Origin of the sequence: Paraburkholderia sp. J8-2, from assembly GCF_905220195.1 — a bacterium.
Lineage (GTDB): Bacteria > Pseudomonadota > Gammaproteobacteria > Burkholderiales > Burkholderiaceae > Paraburkholderia.
Genome location: NZ_CAJMZA010000031.1, coordinates 1 through 22,397, shown reverse-complemented (window position 1 = coordinate 22,397; position 22,397 = coordinate 1). Strand labels below are relative to the sequence as shown.

Sequence of the window (22,397 nt, the reverse complement as noted above, 5' to 3'; positions counted from 1 at the left end):
CTTAGACTTGTTCGCCGATGGCTCCGCGGATTGCCTTTGTGACGAAGGTGATTGTCTGCCTGATCTCCGCGATATTGCGCAGGTCTCGATGCAAGACCAGCCAGATATCCAGCTTGTAGGGTTCGCCATTCTCGGCAAGCCGTTGCAGCCGCGAGTCGCGATCTCCCAAGAAACAAGGGAGAGACGCCACGCCCACGCCACTGCACGCTGCCGCGTACTGGGTCGTCAGATCTGTGACGCTGCAGGCAATTTGTCGCCCTTGTGTGAGGCTGTTGAGATAGCGTCTATGCGCGAAATCCTTCTCTGTCTTGTCATATGTAATGAACTGCCAACTTTCGGGGGCGTCCCGATATGGGTAGTCCGTTGTCGCGTAGAGGCTGAAACGCAATTCGCCGAGCTTCTTCACGACGTAGTCGGGCTCGGTCGGCCGGAACAGCCGCAATGCTAAGTCCGCATCCAGTCTGGATAGCGAGACGGGCTTCTCCTGACTCGATAGCGACAGGCGGATCTGTGGGTGAAGTCGCTTGAAGTCTCGCAGCAAGGGGGTCAGCAAGTTGAATGACAGCACAGGCGGTGCGCTGATGACGACTTCCTTGTATGCCGAGGTGCGCTCCGCTAGCGATATGCGCTCCACGCTGTAGGCGTGCGACTCCATCTCCAGTACCGAATCGCGCACGCGCGCACCCGACGCGGTCAAGGGGCAGGACCGAGGTAAGCGTTCAATTAATCTAACGCCGAGATCTGCCTCTAGCGCGGAGATGCGTCGTCCAACGGTTGCATGATCGACCTTCAACGTCCTTGCTGCGGCCGAGAACGAACCTTCACGTGCGACCGCCAAGAAAAACCGCAGATTTTCCCAGTCCATATCTGTGCATAAATTCACCGATGCTACGAAAATCATAGCATTTACGGTCAAAATTGTGGGGGCTATTCTCCGTCTGTCTTGCTCGAATTCGCTCGCGAACGGAAAGATTTGGCCCTCAAAGAGGTGGGTTCCACGCGATTTACAGCGCCTAGACGCCATCGAATGATGGTTGTGAACAGATAGGAGCGCGCATGATCATCACGCCTGAACAGGCAACTCAATTTGCGAAGGATGTATTGCTAACGCACGGCGTTGCAGCATCGAATGTCGAGATCCTTTGCGATCTCATCGTACGTGCCGAATGCGAAGGAAGCCGCAGTCATGGACTAATGCGCCTGCCAGATTACGTGGCGTCGATTCGTGCAGGATGGCTGGATGGAGCGGCCGTTCCTGACGTCGTGACGGGTGAGTTGGCCAGTATTGAAGTCGATTGTCGAAACGGGTTCACACAAGTTGCAGACGTGATGGCGCGGCAGCAGTTGCTTGAGAAAGCTAAGCAATTCGGCATGGCGATGTTATCGGTGAAGAACGGCCATCATATCGGCGCACTGTGGCTGGACATCGTGCCACTCGCGGAGGCTGGGATGGTAGCGATCAATTACGTGAATTCTCGTTGCCGCCTCGCTCCGTATGGGGCGACAAAGCGGTTGATCGGCACTAACGCGATGGCCTTCTCGGCCCCAGATGGTAATGGAGGTGCCCTGGCGTGGGATCAAGCGTCTGGTGTCATGTCATTGGGTGACATCAAATTGCATGCGGCGGCGAATCAACCCCTGCCGCCGGGTGTCGGGTTAGACAGTCAGGGGCGCCACACACAAATAGCCGCTGATGTGTTGAACGGGGGGGCGATTTTGCCCTTTGGTGGGCATAAGGGCGCCTCCATTGCAGTTATGGTCGAAGTGATGGCGGCGGCTATGACCGGCGCCAACTTCGGTTTTGAAGACAATTCCAAACAATTCCCTGGTGCTGCTAGTTCCAATGCCGGCCAGTTGGTCGTCGTGTTCGATCCGCAAGCAGCGACCGGGGTCGACATTGCCGGCCGAATGAAAACGCTCATGCGGCATCTGCGAGAAGGCGACAATATCCGGTTGCCCGGCGACCGGCGTGCAGAAATGCGGATACGCGCCGAAACTGTGGGGATTGAGCTAACGGAAGCTGAGTATGCTCTTCTCACTGAGTGCACGAAAGATCCAGCAACGACACAATACGTGTCGCCGTAGTCTTACCTTCTAACCCAAATTTCGCACAGACGAATTCACAGAAAACGATCGTGTCTCCGTCCGTCCGAAAGATGAAATCAACTCAGCCCTAAACCAGAGGAATCAATTGAAGAATACGCCGATCATCGAGTTTGACTACGACGAAAAGCGCGATGCACAATTCAAGCCGTGGCTTGACGCAGAGCAATTGGACTTGTCTCAAAACACGTTCTTCAAGCGTGGGTATTACTACACGCGCGAAGAGCATCACGGCATGTTCGCCGGCTTTTGTGAGCTGCGTGGGATCGATCTTCAAATCGCGTCTTTCCCCGTTGATCAGTTCCTGATCGTTGTCGCTGGACAGATTGAGATTACTGACGCGCAGGATCGCAAGACGATCCTGAAGCCGCGCGATACCGCAGCTATCCCGCGTTTCTTGAAGTGCAGGTGGCAGCAGACAGAAGGTACGAAGTTCTTCTTCATGAACTACGAGGGCCCGTCGAAGACCGTCGATAACGTTGCAGACTTGGCCGTGGTGGTGCCCGACCTTAACGACAAGTTGGATCCGATCAGCGGACCGGCGCCGGAGCTAATTACGTCCTCGCCACTGCCAACGGTTGGGCGAAAGATTATCTACACAGATCCCACTGGGCAATTCACTGTCGGTCTGTGGGAGGCGACGTCCTACACTCGCAAGCTCGCAGCGTTCAAGGACTATGAAATCATGCACTTTATCGAGGGTCAAGTCGAAATGACCAATGCGATAGATGAAGCTAAGCTGTACCAGCCGGAGCAGACTTTCCTGATTAATCGTGGCGTCTCTAACGCATGGAAGACGGACACATATATCCGCAAGGTCTACTGCAAACTAAGTCCGGCGACGGAAGTTTGAGACTGAGCCGGCAGGGTGCAACCAATCATTGGACAAAAGCATGCAGAATGGGCTGTTAAAGGATAAGGCGCTGATCGACGGTCAGTGGACAGGTGCAGAAGATGGAAGCATCTTCGATGTCTTGAACCCGGCGACTGGAGATGTTGTCGGTACGGTGCCTGACATGGGGGCGGCAGACACGGTACGCGCCATCGAAGCAGCGTCCCGATCGCTGCCCGAGTGGCGCTCACGGACGGCCAAAGAGCGCGCGGGCGTTTTGCGCAAGTGGTTCGACCTTCTCAGCGCAAATCAGAACGAGCTCGCGGCGCTTATGACGCTTGAACAAGGAAAGCCGATATCTGAGTCGCTGGGCGAGGTCACGTATGGCGCTTCCTTTATTGAGTGGTTCGCGGAGGAGGCCAAGCGCGTTTATGGTGACCTGATTCTGGCTCCACGTCGAGATAGTCGTATCTCCGTGCTGAAGCAACCGATTGGTGTCGTAGCGGCCATCACTCCGTGGAATTTCCCCATTGCAATGATTACGCGGAAGGTGGCGCCTGCACTGGCAGCAGGCTGCACGATCGTCGTCAAGCCGGCGGAAGATACCCCCTTGTCCGCACTGGCGATCGCGGAACTTGCCGTGCAGGCTGGTGTTCCGTCAGGCGTTTTGAATATTGTCACGTCGAAGCGCTCTGCCGAAGTGGGCGAAGTTTTAACCACGCATCCTGTCGTGAAAAAAGTATCCTTCACCGGTTCGACGCGGGTCGGCAAGCTGCTCATGCAGCAAGCATCTGGCACAGTTAAGCGCGTGGGCCTGGAGTTGGGTGGCAATGCCCCATTCATTGTCTTTGATGACGCGAATCTGGATGCTGCCGTTGCCGGCGCTATGGCGTCGAAGTACCGCAACGCAGGACAGACTTGTGTCTGTGCGAACCGTCTTCTTGTGCAGGACAGTATCTACGACGCCTTTGTCGAGAAACTGACTGTTGCGGTCAAGGCGTTGAAGATGGGCAATGGTATGGAGCCGGGTGTGAATGTCGGACCTCTCATCAACCGGGCGGCAAGCGACAAGGTTGCGCGACTGGTTAGCGACGCTGTGTCGAAAGGTGCTGTATCGGTTATCGGTGGACGGCGGAACGCCGAATCTGGCAACTTCTTCCCACCGACCATTCTGACAAATGTGACGACGGAGATGGATTGTGTGCGTGACGAAATCTTCGGTCCGGTCGCACCAGTGATTCGCTTCACCACTGAAGAAGAAGCGATCGCATTGGCGAATGCAACGCCATACGGACTGTCGGCCTATTTTTTCAGTCGTGACATTGGTCGGATCACGCGGGTCACCGAAGCACTGGAAGTGGGAATGGTTGGAGTGAACGAGGGGATCATTTCTACCGAAGTAGCACCGTTCGGCGGCGTCAAGGAGTCCGGTCTCGGGCGAGAGGGCTCGAGATATGGCATCGATGACTACCTCGAAATGAAGTACGTTTGCACATCTGGCGTTAGCGCCTGAGTCTCGCGCAGGAGTTCAGTAGATTGCTGGACTTCCTGCCCAAACAAACGCCGGGCAACTGTATGTGGGATTTTTCTTCATTTAACGAGGTTACGTATGAAAAAGCGTGAGTTCCTGAGTTCGCTCCCCTTTGCGGCAGCCGCCGCTGTCCCCCTCGTGGCTGCTCCACTTGCAGCTGTGCCCACGCCGGCCATGGCGGAAGTTTCAGGCAAAAGCACCTGGGACAGAATTCAGTCAACCAAGGTGCTTCGCGTAGGAGCGGCGATTCTGGAGCCTTGGTATTTTAAAGACACCACCGACTCTTCGGCGCCGGGCAAGGTCATGATCGATGGCGTTGCATGGCGCGGCATCTGTCCCGCGATTGCGCAAGAAACGGCAAAAGCCATGGGTGTCAAGCTTCAGATGGTGGAGACCACATGGGGCAACGCCGTTGCAGGTCTTCAGGCAGATCAGTTCGACGCCATGTTCATGCTCGATGCTACGCCTCAACGCGCCATGTCGATCGATTTCGTGCAAACGCCGATGCTTTGGTATCCGCTCGGGATCGTTGCGAAGGAGTCGATTTCGATAAAAAACTGGACGGACCTGAACGACCCAAAGTACAAGCTGGCAGTGGCACTCGGCACTAACTCTGACGAGTACATTTCGGATGTTGCGCCGAAGGCGACCATTAGCCGTTTCCAGTCGTTCGGTGAAGTATTTGCAGCGTTTCAATCGGGCAGAACAGATGCTGCAGTTGTTTCTGCCATTGCCTCGGACCTCGCCAGGGCCCGATTGAAGACTGCCAAGACCATCGTGCCTAAGCCGACATTCGGCATCCCCGGTGCGATCGCTGTTCGCAAGGAGGCCGATCAACGTTGGAGCAATTTCCTTAATGTTGTCGCGTCCTACTACTACAACTCCGGCAAGACGCAAAGGTTCTACGAACAATTTTTGACATTCAGAGGCGTCGATCCGAAGACCGCCGTTCCCGTTCAGCGTGAGCTCTGGACCTGACAGTCAGAGCGAGTTTCAGTGACCACCCCGCCGAGCGCGGTGGCTGTAGCCAATCAACAATTCGAGGGGCGTCTCTCGTGCAATACCACTGGACATTTTTACCTGTTTTCCAGAACGCGAGCCTTTTGTGGGCTGGTGCGCTGGGTACGATGGAGCTGGTTGTACTTTCCCTGCTCCTGGCCCTTCCCATCGGTCTCTTGTTGGCCCTGGTTCGGATCGCGCGCGTTCCCGTCCTTTCTACGCTGGCGACCGTCTATGTGGAATGCTTCCGATCAGCGCCCTCGATCATTTTGATCTACTGGTGTTACTTTGCTTTGCCCGTACTGGCGAAAGTCACGTTCTCGCCATTGACGGCCGCAGTGCTCGCAGTAGGGTTGCAATCCGCTTCGTTCTTCTGCGAAGTCTTTCGAGCCGGGATCGCGGCGATCCCGAGGGGCCAATGGGAAGCGTCTCGCGCGCTAGGCATGCGCTCACATGTCGTGTTCTGGACCATTGTGCTACCGCAAGCAATTCGGCACATTGTCCCGGCATTCCTGAATCGGCTGATCGATCTAGTCAAAACAACCGCACTGGCTGCAACGATCGCGTACTCGGACATTGTTTATTCTGCAATGCAGATTTCATCGAAGACCTATCGACCAATCGAAACATTCTCGGTGCTGGGCAGCATATTTTTTGTAGCGCTTTTCGCAATGAGCTTTACAGCGCGTCGTTACGAGCAACATCTGAGACGGGTGGAGGTTTGAGGAATGGATGCCTATCATTGGGACTTCTCGTTTCTCGCGGGATATAAAAATGCGTTGCTTCAGGGTGCAGCACATACCGCGTATCTTTCATTGACGATCATGTTCTTTGGAATGGTCATAGGAGGGGTGTTCGCCGGGCTTGCCTCGTCTAATACCACTATCCTGCGAAACATCTCAAAGCTGTACGTGGAACTGTTTCGTAACGTGCCCGCGCTCGTCATGCTGTTCTGGTTCTTCTACGCGATTCCAATCATGACAGGAATCCAGAATAGCAGGCTTCTTGCCGCGTCCATCGCATTCTCGCTTTACACGGGCGCGTATTTTTGCGAAATATTTCGCAGCGGATTGCAGTCGATCCCGCGTGGACAATGGGAGGCCGCTCGAGCGCTTGGATTCAGCAGAAAGAGCATGTTCATCACGGTGATTTTTCCGCAGATGATAAAACGCATTCTTCCCTCGTTGACGAATGAAATCGTCGAAGTAGTGAAGATTAGTGCAGTGGCTGCCACGATCGCGTATCCGGAATTGCTCTATCAAGCGCAGCTCATCAGCGACACGGAATATCGCCCGGTGGAGGCATACACAGCGATTGCACTGATCATGACCGCTGGCATCATGGCGTTAAGCGGAGTATCGCACTACGTCGAATACCGTATGAAACGTTCGGACTAGCCGGATGGCGAGTTTCCATGACGTTCGATCCCCGCCACGCTTTCCATCTATTCCATAAAGTTTGATATGTCACATTTGATCGCCGTGCGAAATCTGCATAAGAGCTTCGGCAAGCTCGAGGTATTGAAAGGCATCGATTTGTCCATCGACAAGGGTGAGACTGTCGTAATTCTCGGGGCTAGCGGCTCGGGGAAGAGCACGCTGTTGCGTTGCCTGAATCTTCTGGAGCTGCCTACTTCTGGATATCTCGAATTTGACGGTCGGACAGTCGGCTGTGCCGACGCAGGTGGCCGTGTCACGTACCGTGAACGGGACCTCTGTGAGTTGCGTAAGCAGGTGGGAATGGTTTTTCAGCAGTTCAACCTGTTTCCCCACCTGAGCGTTCTTGACAATGTTGCAATTCCGCAAGTCAAAGTCTTGGGGCGGAACAAGGATGAAGCGCGCAAAAGGGCTGGCGTCTACCTGGAGAAAGTTGGCATGTCACAGAAGGCCGATGCATTTCCGGCCCGTTTGTCCGGCGGCCAGCAGCAGCGCGTTGCGATTGCCCGTGCGCTTGCTATGGAGCCTTCCGCAATGCTGTTCGACGAGGCAACGTCGGCGTTGGATCCAGAGTTGGTCGGTGAGGTGCTCAGCACAATGAAGGAGTTGAGTAACGAAGGAATGACCATGGTGATCGTTACGCACGAGCTTGGCTTTGCCTACAACGTTGCGCATCGCGTCGTATTTCTGCACGAGGGATGCGTCTACGAGGAGGGCTCTCCGGGTGAGGTGCTGGTTCATCCAAAGAAGCCGAAGACTCAGGATTTTCTGCGCGGACATCAGACGTTCAGTCTTCCTAAAGCGGAATTTAGCTCCGTCTCGCCGTTGACGAAGGTGGTCGGCTGAATTGTACCTAATCGACATACTGAAGGATCCGCTGTCTAAGCGTAGAAAGAAATAGACCTGATCGTCATATGACTATTTAATTAGAGATCGTTATCATGATCGCCGATTCACTTCCGTCGTCACAAAGTCCGCTGTTCCGGCATCTCGCTGAATTCGCTGGGCACATAAGTTTCGGGAATTTCCCGGAGGCGGTTCTGACAGAGGCGAAATACTGCCTGCTTGACACAATCGGCTGCATGATCGCTGGGGCCTCTCTGGCCGAGAGTGTAGACTTTGCACGTGCCGAAGCGGCGATGTCCGAAAAGGTAGAGGCGCGCATCGTTGGCCGCCAATTACGTTTGTCAGCGATGGCCGCAGCGCGTGTTAATGGCTACAGCGGCGATGTCCTTGAATTGAACGACCTGATCGGCGGCCATGCAAGTATTGGGGCAGTGGCAGCGGTGCTGGCACTTGCCGAAGTTGAGCGACTGGATGGCATGAGCCTGCTGCGCGCGCTAATCGCAGGCATTGAGGTCACGGCCCGCATCAATATGGCTTACCGGGAGAGCCACGGCGGCAGGGACAACAAGGCGTTCACAGATGTCGGCGTGTCATCGGAAGGAATTCCTTCGACCATCGGTGTGGGGGCGTTGACGTCAGTCGCATTGGGCCTCAAGGATACTCAGATCGCAAACGCACTCGCGATCGCTGGAACGCTTGCTGGCTGGTGTCCAGTTGAGGTTCTGTTCGGGCCAAGTAGCACGATCAAGCCGATTATGTTCGGAGGCTGGCCGGCCAGCGTCGGGATGTTAGCTGGGCGCTATGCATCGCACGGGCTGACCGGGCCACGCGATCTGCTGGAGAGTCCGGTAGGGCTTTACGCAACTCTCGCAAAGGGATTTGATGCGGATATTCTCAAAGGCTCATTGGGATGGCAGCTTGAGAAGCCCCGGCGAAAATGGCACGCGTGCTGCGGATTTACGCACGCAGGAATTGACGGGGCTATTAAATTGCGCCGCGCCCACGGTGGCTCGATTTTCGACAATGCACGTATCGAGATCTTCGTCGTTCCTCCGGTCGCGGAATTGATGGGAAGCGCAAAGGCGCCAACAACCGAGACAGAAGCCCGCTTCAGCGGCAAATATTGCGTTGCATTGGGGGCGAGAGGTGCTGATCGCATCGTACCGGATCATAGCTCAAGTCTGGGAGTTTATATGACGGACCCCGCGATCAGAGATCTTGTTGAGCGCATCGAATATAGACCGATGGAGAGCTTGCCGCATTTTTCACACTCTAGGGTCCGTGTTTCCGGGCCGGAAGGAGAGCGCGCAAGTGTTTTGGTCACCGGCTACAAAGGTTCCCAAAGCAATCCGCTGACGCATGCCGAGGTTGAGGAAAAATTTCGTGATCTCACCGCCGGGAAGCTCAAGGATCCTGAGGGATATATCGCGAAGATTCTAACGATGGAGAAGGCGACGGATCTTGACTGGCTGTATGACGACGTTATTTCGGCGATCTGAGCGTAGGTGAGGCGCATACGACAATGGACAAGGATAGATTCAGGCAACACAGTAGCCATTGGGGAACGTTCAGCGCGCGTGCTCATGACGGAAAGCTCGAGCTGAAGGGCTTCCCGGATGATCCCGAGCCCTCCTCGATTCTTGACAACCTCGGGGCGTCAGTTGCTCATCCGCTGAGGCTCGCACGCCCCCTGGTTCGGGAAGGTTGGTTGAAAGACGGTCCGGGACCGGATCATCGGCGGGGGCACGACCGTTTCGTCGAGATCGGGTGGCCGGACGCGCTGGAACTGGTCGTTCGTGAATTGCGGCGACAAGGGGCCGGACCCGACGCGGCAAATCGGTCGCCTCTACCGGGGGCACATGTTTTCGGCGGCTCGTATGGCTGGGCGAGCGCCGGTCGCTTTCATCACGCTCAGAGCCAAGTGCATCGCTTCCTGAATCTGGCATTTGGCGGCTACGTTAAGTCCGTTGACAGCTACAGCTCAGGCGCAGGTGCGGTAATTCTAGGCTACACACTGGGACCCGCAACCACCATTACACGGGATCATCCATATTGGGAGGAGCTTGCCCGGCATTCGGAGCTGGTTATCGCTTTTGGTGGATTGCCTCTGAAGAATACGGCAGTCAGCAACGGTGGGAACTCTGTACATTCGGCTCGAGATTGCATGCATCAAGCACGGATTCGGGGCACTCGGTTTGTGCTTGTAGGACCGATTCGTGATGATCTACCTGATGAAATCCCGTGCGATTGGATAGCGCTGCGACCGGGGTCGGACACGGCGTTCATGCTTGGCATGGCGTATCACCTGCACGCGACCGGTAAGGTCGATCGTGGCTATCTGAAGAAGTTCACCGTTGGCTATGAGGTCTTCGAGCGCTATTTGACCGGGGCATCGGACAGGATACCTAAGACCCCGGCTTGGGCAGCTGCAATCGCCGGTGTGCCGGTAAAGGCGATTGTTGAATTGGCCGATGCTGCAGCATCGAAGCTGACGTTCATCAATGTTAGCTATTCCCTGCAACGAGCTCAACATGGCGAGCAGCCGATCTGGATGGCGTTGGTTCTCTCGGCGATGCTTGGACATATGAACAAACCAGGAGGCGGGTTCTCCTACGGTCTCGGGTCGATTGGCAACATCGGAAAACATGCGCTCGGCGTGCCGCTGCCAACATTCTCACAAGCTCAAAACGGAGTGCGAGACTTCATTCCGGTCGCTCGTATCGCCGATCTGCTTCTGCAGCCAGGCGACTCGTACACCTATAAATGCGAGAAGCGCGTGTATGCGGATATCCGTCTAGTGTATTGGGCCGGCGGAAATCCATTTCATCACCATCAGGATCTGCTTCGTCTGGAGAGAGCCTTCCGGAGGCCAGATACCATAATCGTGCATGAATCTGTTGCGACCGCTACCACACGCTTCGCGGACATTGTACTACCCGCGACGACGACACTCGAGCGCGACGACATCGGCGCAAGTGCGAACGACCCTTTCATGTTTGCCATGGAAAAGATCGTTGAGCCGTACGGCGACGCGCGTGATGACTACGACATCTTCGCGGATCTTGCGGCTGGGATTGGTGTCGGGGAAGCGTTCACAGAAGGACGTAGCTCAGCAGAATGGTTGCGTTACATCTATGAACCGACTAGGAAGGCATTGGCTGATAAAGGTTGGTACGCGCCTGATTTCGATACGTTTTGGCAGAAACAGAGAATCGACCTGCCATTGAGTCCCGTGCCGGGAATGGTGACCAGATTCCATCAAGATCCAGCGGCTCACGCCTTACCTACGCCAAGCGGAAGGATCGAAGTCGCCTGTCAGGCCATTGCAGAGAGTCCATATGCTGGGGTCCCCTCGCACCCGATGTGGATCCCGCCAGACGAATGGCTCGGATCCGAGCTTGCAACTCGGTTCCCGTTCCAGCTGGTGGCGAACCAGCCGAAGACGCGCCTACATAGTCAATTAGATTTTGGGGCGTATAGCGCTTCGTCAAAAATCTCTGGCAGGGAACCCGCGAGAATGAATCCGCAAGACGCGGCGCGATTGAAGGTCGGAGACGGCGCAACGGTGCGGATCTTCAATGACCGCGGTGCTACGTTAGCCGGCGTCGTTTTGGACAACCGCGTACGGCCTGGTGTGATCCAGCTTGCCACAGGAGCGTGGTACGAACCGAAATTGGCGGGAGTGAGCGGCGTGCTGTGTAATAAGGGCAATCCAAACGTCGTCACGAGAGATATCGGCGCATCTCCGCTTTCCCAAGGATGTACGGGACAGTTGTCGTTGGTGGATGTCGAACTATTTACCGAAGCGAATGCTCTGGGCGTGGGATATGGTTCATGGGCGGTGTAGGCGTACGCTGCGCCCGGGAATGTGCCGGAGGCGCCGACATGTAGCGGACGTTAGCGTCGTAAATATTGGTAACTAAAGGCTGTAACGAAGAGATTTCATGCAACTTGATAAGTTTCTGCTCGCGAAAGCACAAGGGCCCCTTTCGGAATACCTATCGGCAATGACCGAGCCCGAACCAGAGACTGTTCCACTAGCGTCAGATGTGGATACAGATGTCGCCGTCGTCGGCGCCGGATACACAGGACTCTCTGCCGCGATCGAGCTTGCAAAGAAAGGGCTTTCCGTCCGAGTTTTGGAGGCGCGTTCAATCGGATGGGGTGCGTCCGGGCGGGCGTGGGGACAGGTCGCCGCTTTTTCGAAGTTCATGCCAGCGAAAGTCGAGCGCGATCTAGGTGAGGCGATCGCCGCCAAGGTAAACGCAGCATGCGCTGCGGGTCCGGATTTGGTGTTTAGCTTTATCGAACGGTACCAGATGCAGTGTTCTGCATACCACACTGGAAATCTGGTTTCGGCACATACACCGGCAAAAGGGGCTGAACTTGAGGCAATTGCCAGGGACCTTGAGCGACGCAAGCTGCCGGTGCAACTTCTCGATAAGGCAGCAACTAAAGCTTACATCGGGAGCGAGCGCTACTCAGTTGCCCTGTTCGATCCGCGCGGGGCATCATTGAACCCACTTGGCTACGCTCGAGGTCTGGGTCGAGCGGCGATTATGGAGGGTGCTCAAATTCACTGTCAGACGCCCGTTCGGGCTCTCGTAAAGACTGCAGATGGTTGGCGTTTGCGGACGCACGCTGGCTCCGTGAAAGCAAGTCGCGTGATTTTGGCGACCAATGCGTTCAACAGCGATGAACTATTCCCAGGATTAGGTCGCGCTGTGTTCCCGGTTCGGGCCTATCAGATGATTAGTGAGCCGCTGAGCAAAGAGGCGTTGGAGATCGTGTTGCCCGGGAAACAGCCGCTAAATGACACCCGCAAGCTTTTCTCAGGTGTACGACTTTGGCCGGACGGACGGTTGCAGGTAGGCGTTGATGGGCCACCATTCGCAATGGACGGTGAGGCAATGCTAAACGCCGCACGTCGCCGTATAACAATGATGTTTCCTATGTTGAAAGACTTGCGCTGGGAATACAGTTGGGGAGGTTGGGTCGATATGACGTTGGATGAATACCCACGAGCTTACCCTTTGGCTGACGGCTTATGGACAGGTTTCGGATTTAGCGGACGCGGTATCGCAATGGGCACCATGCTGGGACGAGATCTCGCGACATTGGCCGTGGGCGGTTCCGAGCGCGATACAGTACTCCCGATTTCGACACTGAAGCCCATTTGGTTTCATCGAATACATCGTCCTCTCATCAACAGCCTTGTCTGGAAATATCGTTTTGAAGATTATTTGAGCGATTTAAGATATGGAAAGATCGGTGCGTGATCGTTGTTTAAGTAATTTCTGTATAACTAGATGAATTTCGATCGGCTATAGATGGCCTTGTATCTGTTTCTCGATGTGATTGTCGAGCCACCCAAAGTCGTGCAATCACATCGCTCCAATGCACATGTACAAGGTGGTACCGAGGCGTGTGCAAAGTTATTTGCTGGAGCGACGAGGAGGTCGTGAAGGGGGCGCGAGTGAGTTCGTCCCAACGTGGCAATGAGGCCATTCATATTTTAGTGGTTGTCGCCCGCTTATCGGTAGTGGGGGAGCGTCACCTCTTGATCGGGACAAATTGCGTCGCTTTTCACGACGCGGCGCCGCTTTTTGTCGATTCAAAGTGAGTTCCGAGTGTAGGGAGTGGCTCGTCCGTGTTTTCTTAAGCTAGTAAAATCGATAGAAATACGGCACTTCCAATTATTGCATGTCTTGTGTCTCGTTATTATGGAGGCGAAACTTAATACGATTTATTTAGTATTACAAAACGACAAATAATTTTTATCAACGTCACAGAGGAAAACGTGAAAAATCGTTCATTCGCCTATCTGGCAATCAGCACACTATATTTTTCTGGCGCTACGGCGTACGCTCAGTCAAGCGTCGCTTTGTACGGCATCGTCGATGCGGGTTTCAATTATTTCTCGAACAGTCACGGGGCAAAGGCGCATTTCAACTTCGCTAGCGGCGGTGATTACGCAAATCGCTGGGGTGTGAAAGGCAATGAAGACCTTGGCGGAGGTTTGTCTGCGATATTTACTTTAGAAAATGGTTTCGACATTGGGACTGGAAATTTCTCGTCTGCTGGGACGGAATTCAACCGGCAGGCGTTCATGGGTCTGTCCAGCGATCGCTATGGAACCGTGACTTTCGGGCGTCAATATTCAACCACGACCGACTTGCTCGAAAACTATGGACCGGACTTAGGCTCCGGAGGTATCGCCACTTATCCTGGTGATATGACCGACGTTGACAATAGCGTCCGAATTAATAATTCTGTTAAATACAGAACGCCGACATTTAATGGTCTGACCGGAGAGGTTATATACGGGTTCGGTAACGTCGCGGGTTCAATGAGTTCAGGAAGTACTGCTACAGCTGGCTTCTCGTACGCCACGGGTCCGTGGTATCTCGCGGCAACTTACTTCCGGTCCGTCAACGCAACCCCCAACACAACCTCATGGTCGGGAAGCGCGAATGCTATTCCCAACGCATCTCTGGTCCTCGGCTTCAACGGCGCACACAGCGTGCAGATTGCCAACGCGGTTGCAGATTACACGTTTGGACGATGGACCGCCGGCTTAAACTATGGATACACGCAGTATCGTCCGGGCGGCGCATCAACGGTATTCACGCATCCAGTAGCGTTCAATTCTGTTGGTGCAGTCGTGTCAGTAACGCCGAGGCCCGATTTGACTTTGGGTCTCGGTTACAATTTCACTTTTGGGCAGGCGGTCGATGCGGAGTCGAAGGCGGCAACACCGAGGATTCATCAAATCGGCGGCAGGGCGATCTATTTGGTAAGCAAACGAACTGGATTTTATATGTTTGCAGGTTACTCCCATGCCGATGGAGAGACACTGAACTCGACTGCTACAGGGCTAGTTCCGGTGACAGCGAACTTGGGTGATACCGCGAATGGAGCGTGGTCGAGTTCTCGGAATCAGGCGATTGTGAAGATTGGGATGTACAACCGCTTCTAAAGGTGACCTTTCGAATAGGATTTTTCGCGTATCGGACTCTAGGTTCGGCGCGAAATGCCTGATCGCCCCTGACTTGGAGCGATCAGGCATCCGTACAAGGAGCCGATGCTCAGGCTGCTACGTCACTGGCTCAATCGAGCGAATTTCAGAGACGGGACTGAATAATCAGGCATCTCGCGGTTCCACGGTCGGGTGTTGGCGAGATACGTTCGCAATAGAAAGTTGGCGCAGTTAGCAAGTTGACTGTCATTTTTCTTGCATACGCGTTGGGCGCGTGTCACAAGAGGGCATATGAACTGCATTTTCCGTTCGCGCAAACATCGCGATCGGTGACCAAGCTTGACAAATTGTTCACGACGATTGAGGCAGAATACGGATATTGTCGGTGGAACAAGAAAGCTTAATTGTTCCGTCGATACGTAGTCTGTTCGATGCGTGGTTGAACTGGATCGGTCATTTGTCGCTAGATCGCTGCTCCAGACTCAATGAACAAGCAGAACACGTTAGGTTCTGATGAGCGGGGAAGCAGCGCAAGGCGACACGGCATTGGCGCATCGTGAGATATTAAGCATTGGGTAGCAATGTCAGGTCGTCCCAGAGCAGTCCTGCTTGGGTTCCGCTTCCAAAGACCTCTGCCGCCATGTCTCTCGCAAGAAAGCGGCATCCTGCCGCAACAATCGCGGGCGCCGCAAGCTTCCCATAGGCTGCAACCTTATCAGGATCGTTTATGTTTGGGTAAATACTGATCCAGTAAGCCTTGGCCATTCCCGTTTGTCTTTTGATTTGATGCAAAGATAGCTCGTCAATTCCGCTGGATTCGGCGTCTGGGGCTAGCCGAGAGGCACGTGCTTGTACTGATCTGGAGAGGTTCCCGGCGACGTCGCGGCGAGAAATCTGAAAGGTCGTCAGCAGACCCAGTTCGGCTCAAGGCGCTCTCAGGATCTTCGCGACCGCGTCAGCGACTGCGTCGAGGTTGCGCGTGTTCAGCGCGGCCACGCAGATGCGGCCCGTGCTCACGGCGTAGATGCCGAATTCTTCGCGCAGGCGGTCGACTTGTGCAGCCGTCAGGCCCGAGTACGAGAACATGCCGCGCTGCACGTTGATGAAGTTGAAGTCGCGGTCCACGCCAGCGGCCGTGAGGCGCTCGACGAGGCCCGTGCGCATGGCGCGGATGCGGTTGCGCATTTCGCCGAGTTCCGCTTCCCACATGGCGCGCAGGTCGGACGAGCCGAGCACGGCTGCGACCACTGAGCCGCCGTGCGTCGGCGGGTTCGAGTAGTTCGTGCGGATCACGCGCTTGAGCTGCGAGAGCACGCGTGCCGACTCTTCCCTGCTGCTCGTGAGGATCGACAGCGCGCCCACGCGCTCGCCGTACAGCGAGAACGACTTCGAGAACGACGACGAAACGAACACATTGAGTTCCGAAGCGGCGAACAGGCGCACGACTTCGCCGTCTTCCGCGATGCCGTCGCCGAAGCCCTGATACGCGATGTCGAGGAACGGCACGAGGTTGCGCGCCTTCACGACTTCGATGATCTGCTTCCACTGGTCGATCGTGAGGTCCACGCCGGTCGGGTTGTGGCAGCACGCGTGCAGCACGATGACGGTGCCCGCGGCATAGCCGTTCAGCGCGGTGAGCATGCCTTCGAAGTTCACGCCGTTGGTCTGCGCGTCGTAGTACGGATACGCGATGACTTCAAAACCTGCGCTTTCGAAGAGGGCGCGGTGGTTTTCCCAGCTCGGGTCGCTGATCGCGACCTTGGCGTTCGGGTTCACGCGCTTGAGGAAGTCGGCGCCGATCTTGAGCGCCCCCGTGCCGCCCAGCGCCTGCGCCGTAACGACACGGCCCGCGGCGATCAGCGGCGAGTCGTCGCCGAGCAGCAGCTTTTGCACGGCGGCGTCATACGCGGCGAGACCTTCGATCGGCAGATAGCCGCGCGGCAGACCGGCTTCCACGCGCGCCTTTTCGGCTTCGCGCACGGCGCGCAGCAGCGGAATCTTGCCTTCTTCGTTGGTGTACACGCCCACGCCGAGGTTCACCTTGGTCGCGCGCGCATCGGCGTTATAGGCTTCGTTCAGACCCAGGATCGGGTCGCGAGGGGCAAGGCTCACGGTTGAAAAGATAGACATGTCCTGTAGGCGATAAACAGTTAGAAGGTCTTTGCCGAACCCCGGTTACACCTCGAAGAATTGACTAGGTGACCAAGGTGAAAATGAAGAATCGTAAAGTTTCTGTCGAGAAACAAAGGCTATTTCTGCGTGGCAGGCTTGAGATTATATCTAGATGAAAATTGTCGGTCGTAGAATTTTCTTCCAAATTGAAGTGTAGCTGCACAACAATATGGAAATTTTTGCTCGATCATTTTGGATACGATTATCGGCCAATTCATTCAAGCTAGGAGCAGCTGATGAACGCTATCGAGGCGACAGCGAAGCGCGAGCAGATTGTGGGAGAACTGGCAGCTGCACTTTCAACCGATACGACCCTGCGCCCTCTTGATTTGCTTCCTGCATTGCGCAAGTTGCTGAAATGTGCCACTCCTTTGGCGGAGGTGCTTACGGATCGCCAGAGAACGGGGAGCGGCGAGCGATACGAACGCGATATTCTCTATACCCATCCCGACGGTCATTTCTCCATCATGTTGCTTACGTGGCAACACGGGCAGCGCAGTCCTGTCCATTGCCACTGGACGTGGTGCGGGTATCTGGTGCTTCAGGGCACACTGTCGGAGGACCATTTTGGATGGGAGGAGGACAAGCTGGTGCAGGTTGGTGGAAAACTGCGAAGGGTTGGAGACATTGTTGTTGGGGAGTCGAGTCTGCATGATGTTCATCGTCTTGGAAACCTCCACCAAGAGACCGCAGTATCGCTCCACATCTATGGAGTCGGAAAAGAACTTATTCCGACGCATATCAACCGTGTGTTCGATCGCTTCGCGTGGTCGAAGTCAGCGGATGCCTGAGCCGGCATTCGATCCGATATTCCACTAAGATTCTTTTGAATATCGGCCGAACAAGTCGGAGAAACAAGCGATTGCGGTGACGCACACGCGTTGCTGGGTGGTGGCGGTGTTGATTGGTGCATTCGGCGCGAAGACCGATGGGCGGCGGCTCGAGGAATTGAATGCCTAGTTCGGCGCGCTATCACGCTCGACCACCGGAACAGCGCTAAAACCTATGGAGGCGCAGCGCATTAGTGGTTGCGTGATCCCTTCGCGTGGTCGAACATCCGATTGGTGAATGAAGGTGGCGGCAGAAATCGCACGGGGCTGTGCGATCCGACGCCTTGAGATGGACATCCAGATCTCGAGGAGCGCGGGGTGAAGCGCCGTTTCTCAAGCGTTGGTTTGCATAATTTTGTTCCGTTTGCAGTACCGGCAGATGGCACCCCAAACACATATCGGGAACAACCTACTGTATCGTTGGTTCTTTGGCCTGGCAATGGTTGACGAGGTGTGGGCGCCCACGGTCTTCACGAAGAACCGATATCGGCTGATCAGACACGATGCGGTGATCGAATTTTTCAACGAGGTGGTGGCCATCGCTCAGAAGAAGCTGCTCTCGGGCGAGCACTTTAGCGTTGACCGTACGTTGATCCAGGCGTGGGCTGGACACAGGAGCTTTGTACGTAAGAACGGTGACGATAAGGACAACGACGGTGGCGCCGCGGACGACTTCAAGGGCGAGAAGCGCAGATCAACTGCACACCTCGGGATATGAGAAGCGAAGCGAGCGGCCATTTGACCTCTGCCGAGCATTCACTACGGGTACACCGCAGCTGCATCAAGCCTTTCAAGGCGATAGCCATAGCCGTAAATCGGGACGATACAATAGCCGTTCTCTGGCCGAAGGCCGAGTTTGACTCGTACGGTGGAAATGTGTGTATCGAGCGTACGGGTGGGAATGTCAGTCAGTTGCTTCCATACCGCCGCACGGATTTGAGTTCGCGATAGCGGTCGCGCAAGATTGCGAAAGAGTAGTAGCGAGAGCTGGAACTCCTTCCGGGTAACCGGCAAGCATGTGCCGTGGCGAAAAAGCTTACCCTCCCGAATATCGAACAGGTACTCGCCAAACTGCTGCGAGGTCGCCGCCGCTTCCTGCTGGCAAGTCCGGCGCAAAAGCGAAGAGACGCGCGCGAGAAGCTGGCGGGCGGCGATCGGTTTAGTGACGTAGTCATCGGCGCCGGCGTTCAGCGCATAGACAGCGTCTTGCGCGCGCGTGCGGCTTGTCATGAGAAGCACAGGCAGATTCGAGTCGACGTTATTGCGGATCCAGGCAAGTACAGCATCACCCGGAATGTCAACGACGTTCCAGTCGGCTATCACGAGGTCAAAAGTCTCCCGCTGCATCCAGTGAATCAGCGCGCGGCCCTCGGCAAACACATGGCAGTCGTGGCCGGCGGCGGTCAGCGCCTCGTAGACGAATTGCGACTGACCAGGGTCATAGTCCAGAACCGCTATACGCATAGTGATCAAATCCAGGATCGTAGTGCGTAGGTCGCACCTTCATTGGACAGCCGATTTGTACTGACTGAGCGCACCGGCTAATTCTCACTGCACCTTTGACCGATGTATATATTGTCGATTTTGCGGTGCTTGCAACTGCAAGGACATGCGCCGTTGAGTCGGCGTTCATCGGCGGGCGGCCATACATTCGTTACGATTGAAGGTTCGCTTCTGGTCCCGCGGAACGAAGCCTCGATCCACAATGCAGCGTCGTGGCTGCCGGTTGCGGCTCTGGCGTTTGGCCATGCACACGAGCCGCCATTTGCCTGGAACACGGTATGACGCTGAGAATGCGACGCGAGAGCCAAGGCTTGAACTTTTCATTATGGCGGGAATATCACAAGGATAAAGAGGGATTAGCTGGAAGGAGGGTAGGGAAATCCTGAAAAGAATTGGCGCCAGTACGCCTGCACCTGAAAGTGATCACATGCGCATGGAAGCGGGGATGAGTCAGCGTCAACGTTGATGTCCCTGGTGTGACCAGCAGCGTTGTGTCCCGTAACTCGTACAGGCGATCATTGATATGAAACGGTATCTGATTTCTTGAGAAACCCGTCCGGTCCAAAAAGAAAGCTGACGGTGGTCCTGCGGACATTTGTGGTTGCATAGGGCCCGAAATTTGACATCACCCTGTCCCAAAATGGTGGTTTACCCGTGAAGGTGTAAACCAGAAACGTCGATCCATCCGGTAGGGTGTTTGTCGATGATGGGGTTCCCAGCTTCCGGATTACGTATTGCTGAGTTGTCGCGCCGATTGTGAGTTCCGACATACTCTCTGGTTTGATTTCATTTTCCGTCGCAGCCGCAGCACACCCTGCCAGCATGCACGTGAACGCGATTGACAGAGTCAGCCTGGCTCCCAGGCTTCTCATTACTTACCTCCAAATAATTTCCCAAGAGACTTTTGTGCTTGTGCAAGCCGGATTCGAAACAAGCATTCTGTGGTTGAAGTTCGATCAAGGAAACAATAGCGTTTATTGCTTTGTCTTACATCGACCATGTTGCCCTTCACCAGACAAGACTGTCGGGCTTGCGTGTACATCGACGCGAGGCGTCGGCGAACCTGTCGAATGCATTGCACGAGCGTCGTTTTCGGGAAGCGTTCCAAGCGCAATGGTAAAATATGAGAGGCCTGCAATCAGTCCTGCAATCGCGCCTAAGAAAACTTTAAAGGATTCCGCCCGTCGCAAGAGGTGAAGAGATGCCACTATCAGCGATAGAAATGCGGCGGCTAGCGCTAGTAGCCAGATCGTCGGGTACGCACGCGACGAAAACAGGTCGAGAATCGTGTCGACGTCTTGGCCGATGATATATGCCATCTCTCTGTGCTTGTCTTGACGGTAGGAATCTGGCCACGCGGGAGTGGATAACACACTCAGCTACTTTGCGATAAAAACCCGAGCTTCGCATGTCGACAGAAATACTTTTAGTGCCGACAGAATTCACGGTTGATATTCAGGCCGATTCATGGAAGGCTTATTCTTGGGTGCGTCTATATTGCTCTTGGATGGGAATCCTTCGGTGAGTCCTGGCACCTCGCCTGAAAATACCATTGACGTAACGAGCACACAGAAGAGGGCCGTGAAGATCGGGATCGTCCAAACCAGTAGCCTGCGGGATGTCCGCGTGGCGCCGGGTTGGAGTTGGGTGGAAGAATTCATCGTGAAAATGGCCTGTATGGATGGCGTCGTCGAACGGGTTCTAACTGCCTGATCTCACATCAACTGTCCTTCAAGACGAGGGGCCCAGCAGACGCAGGTTTGTCACCGGTACGGTTGAATCAAAGTTGGCCAACGATTACCCTATATACGCGGAGCACCGTCCGCCATAGTTTGTCTGCCACCCATGTGAGCCAGCAACGTATCACTAGCCAACTCATTTTCTGGCTTCGCGAGGCGGCTGTTGCGCTTCCCCGGATACAGAAAGTCCTTGTTGCGCAACGGTCGGTTGACGTGTGGTTACATCGTGCGCTTCAGGATAGAAGTCAATGAAGACAACCATGTAGATCAGTGCGGCGAACAGTCCGGTCCACGTTCCCCATATGTCACGCGCTTCGGCACCGGCAAGGAAATGAAGCGGAATGCCAACCAGCAGATAAGCGGCAACGAACACGAGCACCACCATCACGGGCGAAGGGAGGGGCAGTGCGAAGAGGGACGCGATTCCAGACATTTAGCGCTCCGTCAGCCGACTTGGTTACCTGCGATACCGGATGCACTGCAAGGGCTTTGCGCGCGCAGTGGTTCGCACGCGAATGATCCACCGTGTCGCGCGATGTGTGTCCCTGCTTACCGGAGCTGAGCAACCAGCGCGTCGGCGCCCTTGTCGATCCCTGCTTTCGCCGCACCGAGTGAGCCAAAACTCGCGACCAGGTTCATGGCGTTTGGATACTGCCTTGTTACGTAGGCATTCAAAAGCTTGTTGTCTGACGCGTCGTAAATCTCGACTGCGTACGAAACAGAGCCGCCAAACATCGCCTTACCGCCGCGAACGGCCTGCACACCGTTATAGACGTTTCCGCCGATGTCGAAATGTGTGAACTGACCAAGCACGGGTTTCGTGGTCTCGGCACCCGTGAGGATCAGCTTGACGCGGAGCGTGCCCGGGCCGGGCTGCGTCGTCGAGGCAAATCTCGTCCCAAGTTTCTGAGTGAAAGACGTCTGGAGGTAAGTGGCCAGCGTTGCCCTGTCGGCGTCGCTGATATCGCCGAACTGGCTGTCAGCACCGTTATAGACCGTGGCCGTGTCGACGATTACCCTGGAGTAGGCTTGCCAGTTCACCGTCGTCGAGTAGTTGTACGGAATGCGTCCGGTATCGTCGTGCGCATTCGCCTTCAGGTACGAAGACGACGGAATGCCGGAATAGGCGACGGGTTGAACGCCGGCACAACCTGCCAGCGAGAGAAACGACAGCGCGAACAGCAGGTGGCGAGCATTCCTGGTGATTGTCATTTTGGGTCCCATGAGAGATACACGGCTGCAACGGAAATGATGAACGGCATGAACAAAGGCGTCTGGGCGGTTTGATCTACGACGTCAGCATCTCCGCTGTCTTCGCAGAATAACAAAGCCGTCCAGACGGTTCGTGTTCTATGCAAGGTGAAGAACTGGAACGAAGTCTAGCACGAGATACAGAGAAAGCAAAACGTCTGGACGGTTTTTTTAGC

At 55.2% G+C, this 22,397-nt stretch carries 19 protein-coding genes and 1 pseudogene; 14 read left to right on the top strand and 6 right to left on the bottom strand.

All coding sequences use genetic code 11. The annotated features are described in order from the left end of the window. Position 1: 1 nt before the first annotated feature. Positions 2-901 (bottom strand): LysR family transcriptional regulator, encoded by a 900-nt coding sequence (locus tag U5A52_RS35830; protein WP_321938730.1) that lies wholly within the window; start codon positions 899-901, stop codon positions 2-4. A gap of 155 nt (positions 902-1,056) precedes the next feature. Between U5A52_RS35830 and U5A52_RS35825 the strand changes: the two genes are divergently transcribed. The 11 genes from U5A52_RS35825 to U5A52_RS35775 all read left to right on the top strand — a co-directional run bounded on the left by U5A52_RS35825 (position 1,057) and on the right by U5A52_RS35775 (position 14,726). Beyond that, on the top strand, positions 1,057-2,085 hold the full coding sequence (locus U5A52_RS35825) for an Ldh family oxidoreductase (protein ID WP_321938728.1): 1,029 nt from the start codon (positions 1,057-1,059) through the stop codon (positions 2,083-2,085). 106 nt (positions 2,086-2,191) lie between these two features. Then, positions 2,192-2,956 (top strand): hypothetical protein, encoded by a 765-nt coding sequence (locus U5A52_RS35820; protein WP_321938727.1) that lies wholly within the window; start codon positions 2,192-2,194, stop codon positions 2,954-2,956. Between the two features lie 40 nt (positions 2,957-2,996). After that, positions 2,997-4,448 (top strand): NAD-dependent succinate-semialdehyde dehydrogenase, encoded by a 1,452-nt coding sequence (locus tag U5A52_RS35815; RefSeq protein ID WP_321938725.1) that lies wholly within the window; start codon positions 2,997-2,999, stop codon positions 4,446-4,448. A 96-nt stretch (positions 4,449-4,544) separates the two neighbouring features. After that, positions 4,545-5,444, top strand: coding sequence for a transporter substrate-binding domain-containing protein (locus U5A52_RS35810; protein ID WP_321938723.1), 900 nt, complete (start codon positions 4,545-4,547; stop codon positions 5,442-5,444). Positions 5,445-5,521: 77 nt separating this feature from the next. Continuing rightward, positions 5,522-6,190 (top strand): amino acid ABC transporter permease, encoded by a 669-nt coding sequence (locus tag U5A52_RS35805; protein WP_321938722.1) that lies wholly within the window; start codon positions 5,522-5,524, stop codon positions 6,188-6,190. A gap of 3 nt (positions 6,191-6,193) precedes the next feature. Then, entirely contained in the window at positions 6,194-6,862 is a 669-nt protein-coding gene (locus U5A52_RS35800; protein WP_321938719.1) for an amino acid ABC transporter permease, read from the top strand. A gap of 75 nt (positions 6,863-6,937) precedes the next feature. Further along, positions 6,938-7,747, top strand: a complete 810-nt coding sequence (locus U5A52_RS35795) for an amino acid ABC transporter ATP-binding protein (RefSeq protein WP_321938816.1) — start codon at positions 6,938-6,940, stop codon at positions 7,745-7,747. Between the two features lie 95 nt (positions 7,748-7,842). Then, a complete protein-coding gene (locus U5A52_RS35790) occupies positions 7,843-9,246 on the top strand; it encodes an MmgE/PrpD family protein (protein WP_321938717.1) in 1,404 nt (467 codons plus the stop codon). Positions 9,247-9,269: 23 nt separating this feature from the next. Continuing rightward, positions 9,270-11,594 (top strand): molybdopterin-dependent oxidoreductase, encoded by a 2,325-nt coding sequence (locus U5A52_RS35785; RefSeq protein WP_321938715.1) that lies wholly within the window; start codon positions 9,270-9,272, stop codon positions 11,592-11,594. Between the two features lie 97 nt (positions 11,595-11,691). Then, positions 11,692-13,026, top strand: a complete 1,335-nt coding sequence (locus U5A52_RS35780) for an FAD-dependent oxidoreductase (protein WP_321938713.1) — start codon at positions 11,692-11,694, stop codon at positions 13,024-13,026. Positions 13,027-13,547: 521 nt separating this feature from the next. Then, the gene (locus U5A52_RS35775) at positions 13,548-14,726 is read left to right on the top strand and encodes a porin (protein ID WP_321938711.1); all 1,179 of its coding nucleotides are present in this window, start codon (positions 13,548-13,550) and stop codon (positions 14,724-14,726) included. 564 nt (positions 14,727-15,290) lie between these two features. On the opposite strand, the gene U5A52_RS35770 is transcribed toward U5A52_RS35775, so the two are convergent. Together U5A52_RS35770 and U5A52_RS35765 are read right to left on the bottom strand one after the other, a co-directional pair. Then, entirely contained in the window at positions 15,291-15,491 is a 201-nt protein-coding gene (locus U5A52_RS35770) for a DUF1330 domain-containing protein (RefSeq protein WP_321938710.1), read from the bottom strand. Positions 15,492-15,650: 159 nt separating this feature from the next. Then, positions 15,651-16,856, bottom strand: coding sequence for an amino acid aminotransferase (locus U5A52_RS35765; protein WP_321938709.1), 1,206 nt, complete (start codon positions 16,854-16,856; stop codon positions 15,651-15,653). 278 nt (positions 16,857-17,134) lie between these two features. Between U5A52_RS35765 and U5A52_RS35760 the strand changes: the two genes are divergently transcribed. Together U5A52_RS35760 and U5A52_RS35755 are read left to right on the top strand one after the other, a co-directional pair. Then, complete coding sequence (locus U5A52_RS35760; RefSeq protein ID WP_321938708.1) at positions 17,135-17,689, top strand: cysteine dioxygenase family protein; 555 nt, start codon at positions 17,135-17,137, stop codon at positions 17,687-17,689. Positions 17,690-18,062: 373 nt separating this feature from the next. Next, positions 18,063-18,434 (top strand): annotated as a pseudogene (locus U5A52_RS35755) (transposase); the annotation flags it as partial. 53 nt (positions 18,435-18,487) lie between these two features. On the opposite strand, the gene U5A52_RS35750 reads toward U5A52_RS35755, so the two are convergent. Next, entirely contained in the window at positions 18,488-19,192 is a 705-nt protein-coding gene (locus U5A52_RS35750; RefSeq protein WP_321938707.1) for a response regulator transcription factor, read from the bottom strand. 1,620 nt (positions 19,193-20,812) lie between these two features. Between U5A52_RS35750 and U5A52_RS35745 the strand changes: the two genes are divergently transcribed. Continuing rightward, on the top strand, positions 20,813-20,944 hold the full coding sequence (locus U5A52_RS35745; RefSeq protein ID WP_321938705.1) for a hypothetical protein: 132 nt from the start codon (positions 20,813-20,815) through the stop codon (positions 20,942-20,944). A gap of 162 nt (positions 20,945-21,106) precedes the next feature. On the opposite strand, the gene U5A52_RS35740 is transcribed toward U5A52_RS35745, so the two are convergent. Both U5A52_RS35740 and U5A52_RS35735 read right to left on the bottom strand, forming a co-directional pair. Beyond that, on the bottom strand, positions 21,107-21,403 hold the full coding sequence (locus tag U5A52_RS35740) for a hypothetical protein (protein WP_321938703.1): 297 nt from the start codon (positions 21,401-21,403) through the stop codon (positions 21,107-21,109). A gap of 116 nt (positions 21,404-21,519) precedes the next feature. Continuing rightward, on the bottom strand, positions 21,520-22,182 hold the full coding sequence (locus tag U5A52_RS35735) for a DUF3313 domain-containing protein (RefSeq protein ID WP_321938702.1): 663 nt from the start codon (positions 22,180-22,182) through the stop codon (positions 21,520-21,522). Between the last annotated feature and the right edge of the window lie 215 nt (positions 22,183-22,397).

Excerpts from the sequence above, each read along its gene's own strand:
- U5A52_RS35815 (WP_321938725.1), top strand. The coding sequence starts at position 2,997 with ATGCAGAATGGGCTGTTAAAGGATAAGGCGCTGATCGACGGTCAGTGG.
- U5A52_RS35810 (WP_321938723.1), top strand. The coding sequence starts at position 4,545 with ATGAAAAAGCGTGAGTTCCTGAGTTCGCTCCCCTTTGCGGCAGCCGCC.
- U5A52_RS35825 (WP_321938728.1), top strand. The coding sequence starts at position 1,057 with ATGATCATCACGCCTGAACAGGCAACTCAATTTGCGAAGGATGTATTG.
- U5A52_RS35770 (WP_321938710.1), bottom strand. The coding sequence starts at position 15,491 with ATGGCCAAGGCTTACTGGATCAGTATTTACCCAAACATAAACGATCCT.
- U5A52_RS35750 (WP_321938707.1), bottom strand. The coding sequence starts at position 19,192 with ATGCGTATAGCGGTTCTGGACTATGACCCTGGTCAGTCGCAATTCGTC.
- U5A52_RS35830 (WP_321938730.1), bottom strand. The coding sequence starts at position 901 with ATGATTTTCGTAGCATCGGTGAATTTATGCACAGATATGGACTGGGAA.
- U5A52_RS35800 (WP_321938719.1), top strand. The coding sequence starts at position 6,194 with ATGGATGCCTATCATTGGGACTTCTCGTTTCTCGCGGGATATAAAAAT.
- U5A52_RS35765 (WP_321938709.1), bottom strand. The coding sequence starts at position 16,856 with ATGTCTATCTTTTCAACCGTGAGCCTTGCCCCTCGCGACCCGATCCTG.
- U5A52_RS35735 (WP_321938702.1), bottom strand. The coding sequence starts at position 22,182 with ATGACAATCACCAGGAATGCTCGCCACCTGCTGTTCGCGCTGTCGTTT.
- U5A52_RS35740 (WP_321938703.1), bottom strand. The coding sequence starts at position 21,403 with ATGTCTGGAATCGCGTCCCTCTTCGCACTGCCCCTCCCTTCGCCCGTG.
- U5A52_RS35780 (WP_321938713.1), top strand. The coding sequence starts at position 11,692 with ATGCAACTTGATAAGTTTCTGCTCGCGAAAGCACAAGGGCCCCTTTCG.
- U5A52_RS35790 (WP_321938717.1), top strand. The coding sequence starts at position 7,843 with ATGATCGCCGATTCACTTCCGTCGTCACAAAGTCCGCTGTTCCGGCAT.
- U5A52_RS35760 (WP_321938708.1), top strand. The coding sequence starts at position 17,135 with ATGAACGCTATCGAGGCGACAGCGAAGCGCGAGCAGATTGTGGGAGAA.
- U5A52_RS35785 (WP_321938715.1), top strand. The coding sequence starts at position 9,270 with ATGGACAAGGATAGATTCAGGCAACACAGTAGCCATTGGGGAACGTTC.